Origin of the sequence: Desulforegula conservatrix Mb1Pa (genome assembly GCF_000426225.1) — a bacterium.
GTDB lineage: Bacteria > Desulfobacterota > Desulfobacteria > Desulfobacterales > Desulforegulaceae > Desulforegula > Desulforegula conservatrix.
The window spans coordinates 1-6,996 of record NZ_KE384511.1 but is presented as its reverse complement, the minus strand read 5'-3'; the positions used below and the strand labels follow the sequence as shown (position 1 = coordinate 6,996).

Annotated in this window: 4 protein-coding genes; 1 reads left to right on the top strand and 3 read right to left on the bottom strand. The window is 41.9% G+C overall.

Annotated features, from left to right (window positions below):
- Positions 1 to 739, top strand: a 739-nt coding sequence (locus K245_RS0122175) for a DNA adenine methylase (RefSeq protein WP_027360890.1), incomplete at its 5' end; no start/stop codon positions are given.
- Between the two features lie 46 nt (positions 740 to 785).
- Here the strand turns inward: K245_RS0122175 and K245_RS0122170 are convergent.
- The 3 genes from K245_RS0122170 to K245_RS26030 form a co-directional block, all read right to left on the bottom strand.
- Complete coding sequence (locus K245_RS0122170) at positions 786 to 3,977, bottom strand: two-partner secretion domain-containing protein (protein ID WP_027360889.1); 3,192 nt, start codon at positions 3,975 to 3,977, stop codon at positions 786 to 788.
- A gap of 455 nt (positions 3,978 to 4,432) precedes the next feature.
- Complete coding sequence (locus K245_RS0122165; protein ID WP_027360888.1) at positions 4,433 to 5,110, bottom strand: hypothetical protein; 678 nt, start codon at positions 5,108 to 5,110, stop codon at positions 4,433 to 4,435.
- A gap of 512 nt (positions 5,111 to 5,622) precedes the next feature.
- Positions 5,623 to 6,921, bottom strand: a complete 1,299-nt coding sequence (locus K245_RS26030) for an ISNCY family transposase (RefSeq protein WP_198013969.1) — start codon at positions 6,919 to 6,921, stop codon at positions 5,623 to 5,625.
- Between the last annotated feature and the right edge of the window lie 75 nt (positions 6,922 to 6,996).

The following is a 6,996-nucleotide window of genomic DNA, read 5'->3' as shown; positions in this document are numbered from 1 at the left end:
CGGCAAATCAAGACTTGCTGCCCAGATCATCTCGATGTTGCCGGAACATGAAACATACTGCGAAGTATGCACAGGAGCCGGTTGGGTGTTTTTCAAAAAAGACCCGATGCTTTCAAAATCTGAAGTTCTCAATGATCTGGACGGAGAACTTATTTCATTTTATCGGGTAGTCCAGAATCATTTAGAAGAGTTTTTAAAGCAGTTTAAATGGCTTTTAACTTCAAGGCAGATGTTCGAAGAATGGAAAGGCCAGCTTGAAACAGGTGGCCTGACCGATATCCAGAAAGCCGCCAGATATTATTATACCCAAAGGCTCTGTTATGGCGGCAGAGTAAGAAACAGATCCTTTGGCGTGTCTCCGGGCAGAGCTGGCAAGATTAACATAGTCAGACTTGAAGAGGAAATGTCCCAGGTTCACATGCGGCTATCAGGCTGCGTGGTTGAACATCTCCCATGGCAGGATCTTGTGGCCAGATACGACAGGCCAGGCACATTCTTTTTTATTGACCCACCTTATTATAAAGCCCCATACTACAAGCATAATATGGTTCTGGATGATTACAAAGAAATGGCAGGGATACTCGGAAGCGTGAAAGGCAAGTTTCTTCTGACCATAAACGACCTGCCTGAAATACGTGAAGTGTTCAAGGACTTCAAACAGCTGGAAGTTAAACTGAGATATTCTGTTGCTCGAAAGAGTGCCACAGAGGGCAATGAGTTGATCTTCACAAATTATTGATAAACCAGGCCCTGATCAGGCGTTCAAATTTTTTCTGGTCAGGGCTTTATAATCGACATATTTTTGACAGGCAATCAGATGGGCTTTTTTTAGTCAATTCATGTGGGAGTGGTGCCAAAGCAGACGCAAAATGGTGCCAAAGCGCCCGCCGCTTTACATCAATATTTATGATTCCATCAATACCTAACTGGGATGAAGCACTTATTTTACTAATGGGATCAGCAATAAAAAGTCCGGCTTTAAGATCAATATTTCCGCCGTTGCCTTCATAAGCTATTGCTATGATATAGCTGCCATCAAGTATTATAAACTCGGGATTCCCAATGAGCATATTACCGCCATTTCCGGTTCCACCATACACAGAACTTGATATATAGCTATTTTCGAGATTGATCATGTGAGCAGAATCTATATGCATGCTGCCTCCGGCTGATACATCTGAGGCAGTGTCAATATGACCAGAATTAACAAGATAAACGTCTGAAGCCCAGATATTAATATTTCCTGCGTCACCACTTCGTGTGCTTGAGCTTGAGAGAAATCCGCCATTTTCAAGCCTCAGATATGGAGAAGACAGGAAAATATCCCCGGCATTTGAATAAGGAGAATCTACTCCCGACGAATTGATATTGCTATAAATCTCATATTCTGAAACGCCTGAAACCAGAACATAGTCTCTGGCGTCAATATAAACATTACCGCCTCTGCCTACGGCTCTTAAAACACTTGATGTTACAGTACCTCCATTAAGAACACTTAAACTTCCAACATTCATAGCGAGATTGCCGGCCCTGCCGCCTTCAACGCTGGAACTTGTAATGAATCCGCCGTCTATGGTCAAATTGTCTGTAATTATATTTAGATTTCCTCCATCAGCCGTAAAAGAACCCACTGCTGAAGATATTATCGAGCTTGCGCCTTGCACATCTGATCCTTGGATAAGAACGGATGTCCTGGCATTAATACTTAATTCCCCTCCTATTCCTGTGCCTCCCTGTATTGCAGATAGTATTCTTCCGCCTCCCAAAAGCTCCAATGTATCAACATCAACAAAAAGACTTCCGGAGTCTCCACTGCCGAAGGCAGAACTTGTCACATAACCACCATCAGATAATTTCAAACTCGCAGCAGTTATGGCTATATCTCCTGACTTTGCCCCTGGAGCTCCATTTGCTGATGAATTAATACCGCCGGATGATCCGCTTTCATTTTTTCCTGAAATATTAACATCATTGACCGCGTTAATGAATATATTCCCACCTGAACCGCTGCCTTTAATCTTACTGGCAAGTATGCTTCCACCATTGATCAGGTTCAAATTCCAGGTTCCTATATCAATGCTGCCGCCGTCCCCGCTGTTGCTCACTGTACTGATATATCCTTCATCAATAATATTAATTAAAGGAGAAACAAGACTTATGCTGCCACCATTTGAAGTCCCAGAATCCTCGGCCTCCGAAGCTATCCTGCTTGAATAGGCACCAGCATATGCACCAGCAATATTAATGTATTCGTCAGCTATAATTTCAAGAGCGCCGCCCCTACCCTGCCCCTGTCTGATATCGGCAAAAATTCTACCTCCATCAACAAGATCAAGCTTAGCTACATCCATATAGATATTACCTGAACTGCCGCTCATAACACTTGAACTTGTTATGTAGGCACCTTTTTCAAGCCAAGCAGATCCAGCTGACAGAGCAATATTTCCTCCAGCCGAATATATGGAATCCACAGCAGCGGAATTAATATTGGTAAAAGTCCCATTGACATTAAAACCAGACATAAAAAGCTGATTAGAAATTTTAAGATCTATATTACCGGCAATGCCTATTCCTTCAGAAATAGACGAATAAACCGAACCTCCATTTATCAGTGTCATATTATCTGTTTCAATTGCTATATTCCCGGAATTGCCTGAAACTGAACTCAAACTTGTGAGATATCCGCCATCCATTAATATTTCAGGAGCAAAAACCCTGATATCACCCCCATAAGCCAAATAAGAATCTGTAACAGTAGTACCGACGCTGCTGCAAACTCCTTCTGCAGTGATTCCAGATAAATTGAAAAACTCATAAGCATTAATAATAATATCTCCGCTTTTGCCTATTCCACCCAATATTTCCGATGAAATCTTCGAGCCCCCTAAAGTTTCAACTCTGTCTGCGTTTATTGTTACATTTCCGCTTGGCCCGCTTCTGGCACTGTATGATGAAACAGAGGCTCCATTATCAATCCTAAGATATCTTGCCGAAATATTAACATCTCCGCTTCTGCTGTTTGGTGCGTTCTGAACCTCTGCACCAAGATAACTAAGAAAACCATTCATGCTCTGGCCTGATACAAGGATTGAATCCCTGACATTTACATCAAGATTTCCGGCATCTGCGCGATCTTCAAAAATCTTGGTGTATATTTCACCTCCATCTATGAGATTAAGATTCTGGGATTGAACAGAAATATTACCGCCTCCGAATGAAAAAATCACAGAGAAGTCCCTGACATCTATATTGCCAAGCTTAGAGAAAAGACCTGTATTCATGGAATCGAGATTAAGTTCTCCGACTGATGCAACGGAAACTATATTGATAGGCCCCTTGTATGTTCTTGCCACACCGCCCATGAAGCTTATATCCCCGCCAGCTATTGTAATGCTTGAGTTGCCATTAACATATAGCCCAGGATATTTACCCTCCCCCACATCGATGCTTGACTCCACCTCAATTTTACCAGGACTGTTTCCAACAAAACCGAAAGCCTCGGGCGGGGCTGATGTCAGAATGGAAGCAGATGGATTCTTTGCATCAAATCTGCCATTTTCTCCAAGCTTGATATGATCCGCAGTTGTCGCAAAAAATGATCCGCTTATATCGAGGGAAGCGTTTTTGCCAAAAACAATACCGTATGGGTTTATCAAATAAAAATCCGCGCCCTGGATCTCAGAGGCCAAAAGCCCGTCAATATTTGAGACAGATCCTCCGGTAACGCGGCTTATGATTCTGCTGATATCAGCAGGCCCGGCAAAAGTGGCAGTCTCTCCTGTTGCTATATTGAATTTTTCAAAGCTGTGGAAAAGATTAGGGCCCATTTTTTGACCAACTGTAGCTTCTATCCGGAAATCAGGGCCAGGCAGAGAACCTGTAACCCCCATACTTCCATCAAGCTTCACCTCTGCAAAAGAACTTGTTGTGAATAGCAAAAAAACAGGGACGATTAAAAACAGGTTATTTTTTTTCATGGCCGTATTCCTGTTCTGAACGTTTTATGGAAGATTAAAATGGAAGAACGTTTACTGAATCACATCTGTATCATAGCTATGATATGCATTGATAAAGACTCTGCTTGGCAACGCCTCTTGTTTTTTAGGGCTCTGTTCCCGTTAATGTGGAATACTTTATGATTACAATAAACAACTAATACTTTTAATAAAAAAGCGGCCTCCGGCGGGTCGCTTTTTGGAAAAAGCTCCGTAAAAACATTAATGATATTGGATCAGCAAATAACCAAAAAGACATTTATTCTACTGGCTAAAACCATGAAGTTTTGGGCAAGATACGTAAAACATTTTTTCAAAATGGTTGTCCAGAAATCAAGTAGAAATACAATCAATGATATTTGAAATAGAAATTGAATAAGAGGAACATTGCCTAATAAAAAGATATGTTCCGATTGACTTTTTTTATTAACAGCGTCTTATTTGGCCTTAATCTGATCAGCCCATTTTTTTAGTTCGGGATTTCCTGGCCATTTCTGTTTCATTAGCTTGAGCTGGTTCTCCATTTCTGAGTGTTTGCCAAGCTCACTGTAAAGTGAAAGGAGATAAAGATCAGGAACCGCATCTTTTTCACCAAAATCAGACTTCATTTTCTTATATTTTTCAAGTCCTTCACGCAGTTTGGTCTCAGAGGTTTCACTCATGCTTCTTACAACCCTAATCCCTGATTTTCCAAGTTTACCTGATTCACCAAGTTCAGAAGCCATAAAAACCTTGTCACTGACCACAACGGAAATATTATCAGCCTTATTTGAATTCCCTAAGGCGGTACCTTCAATCACAACGCTTTCCTCTTCCTTAATCTTTATGCTCAAAGGCCCATTCCAGACTTCCCTCCGGCCATTTCCCTGATAAAGAAGCGTAAGAGATGATTTTTCTCCGATTTTCAGGCAATCATTTGATCTGACCTTCATAAATACAACTGCGTCTGAAAATCCTGATTTAGAGTCTGCAGAGGAATATGAAACTGAGCCTGTGATCTCAGTGATAAGTCCGACATCTTTTTGCTCTTCTGCTGAATATGTGATGCTGGTCAGCCCGAAAACAAAAAAAACTAATGATATCAAAATGGCATCAATGTCTCTGATTCCGTTCATAATGGCCTCCCATTGCAATATGCATTGTCAAGCAGCATGAAAAGACAATCAACAAAACAACTAAGATAAGATCGTTGTGCCATCTAAAAGGCAGACAAGAAAAAAAACCAGCCTCACCATTGATTTATTTTACGATTTAATAATTGGATAAGTATTGCTAAATAAGCCGGGACAGATTTGAAATTATCGATTGTGGCTATAATATTAAATGCAAACCCCATGTTATTTCAAGCATATTCTTTCACCAGATTCTTACATATGATTATTTTCACAAACATTTAAAACCCGGCATATGATTTCCTTCAGCACTTTAAGCCTCTTTTATTTAAAACAGTTGCATTTAAATTCTGTTAGCAACAAATAAATTTGTCCGGTTTTATAGCACATAAACTGTCCACTTTTTAGCTCTTTTGAAAAAAGGGCCAAACTATATTGGAAGCGAATGCGTTGGACGAAAAAATTAATGTTAAGGGCTATCCCAAGGATAACCTCGAAGGTTCTCTGCCCGCTTTTTAAATCTGGCAATGCAGCGGACTTGTCAAGGCTGCGCAGCACCGAGCCTGCGAGGCTTGGCCTTGACAAGGAGCAGCATTGTCAGATGTGGTAAAGGGCAGAGAAACCGCCTTAGTTTTTGAATCTATATTTTGAATCGGACTTGCTCCGATTATTGTCCCGCGAGGGTCATAAACAGCGAGTTTCCTCGGACCGTGAAAAACTGCCAGCCTCTTGTCGCAGTAGCTATGAACACGCACTTTTGCTTTTACATAATGAATTCTGTGTGATGCCTGAGGTATCTGAAGCTTCATACGCCCAAACTCTACGCAATTGTCATTTGCGACAGTTCTTTCGTACTGCTCGCAGAGGATATCATCTATATCCATGCCGCAGAAAGGAACGAAGGCACTGCCGTCCTCGATTGCTGGCTGCATGAATTCTTCATTGAAAGCTGGCAGATAAGTTTCTGTAAGGTATATGTTCGCCTCTTCCATTGTCGATATTTCTGCTAAGGCAAGCTCTTTTGTCAGCCGTTCCTGATGGGTTCTGAAGGCCCTTTCGCTTCGTCCCCTTGCCTCCGGAGAATATGCCGCGATCATCTGGATTCCGAGCTGTTTCATGGCTCTGCCGAACTGCGTCAGCTTAACCTTGTCGACCTTTCCTCCAGCCTCTGGCGTAATCCAATAATGGCTTCCTCGATCGCTGTAAAAGGATGAAAAAAGGCCTTTATTTTCAATCGTTTCTTTCACTCCTCGAAAACTCGAGGCAGTTCCTTCCTGCTCTGTAAAAAACATTGAATAATGTTCGTTTGTCGCATCATCCATTGTAACGACGAGATCCCATTTGTGACCCTTTATCCATTCATGGGTGCTTGCGTCCTGATGGATCATCATCCCTGGAAGAGGCGATTTCTCTCGTCTCTTTCTGTGCTTGCCTTTTCCAGGAGCTTTTTTGACCAAACCATTTTCCTGAAGCTTGTTTTTCACCCAGGTATAGCTTCTTGTCCCACCTGATTTTTTATACCAGGAGTGAAAGTGCTTCACGTTCCAGCCACTATACTTTTCTTTGTACTGATTTGTCAGGGCTATCACTTCATCCACAGGGGCTCGACTGTGGGAAACCTGATTCAGCCTGTAATCCACAAGACCGTCAAGGCCGTTTTCCTCATATCTGTCGATGTAACGCCTTAAAGTCCTGCCGCTGACTCCAAGCAGCCTTGCTGCTTCCTCCTGGCTAAGTCGTCCCTCTGTCCAGCATGAATATGCTTCTTCAAATCTCATCTTTTTGATTTCCTGTAGCAACTTCGTCTGCATCATATACACCTCCAATCATGTATATAATTCCGGACAATTCATTTGCTACAGGTGCGGACATTTTATTTGTTCTCTACA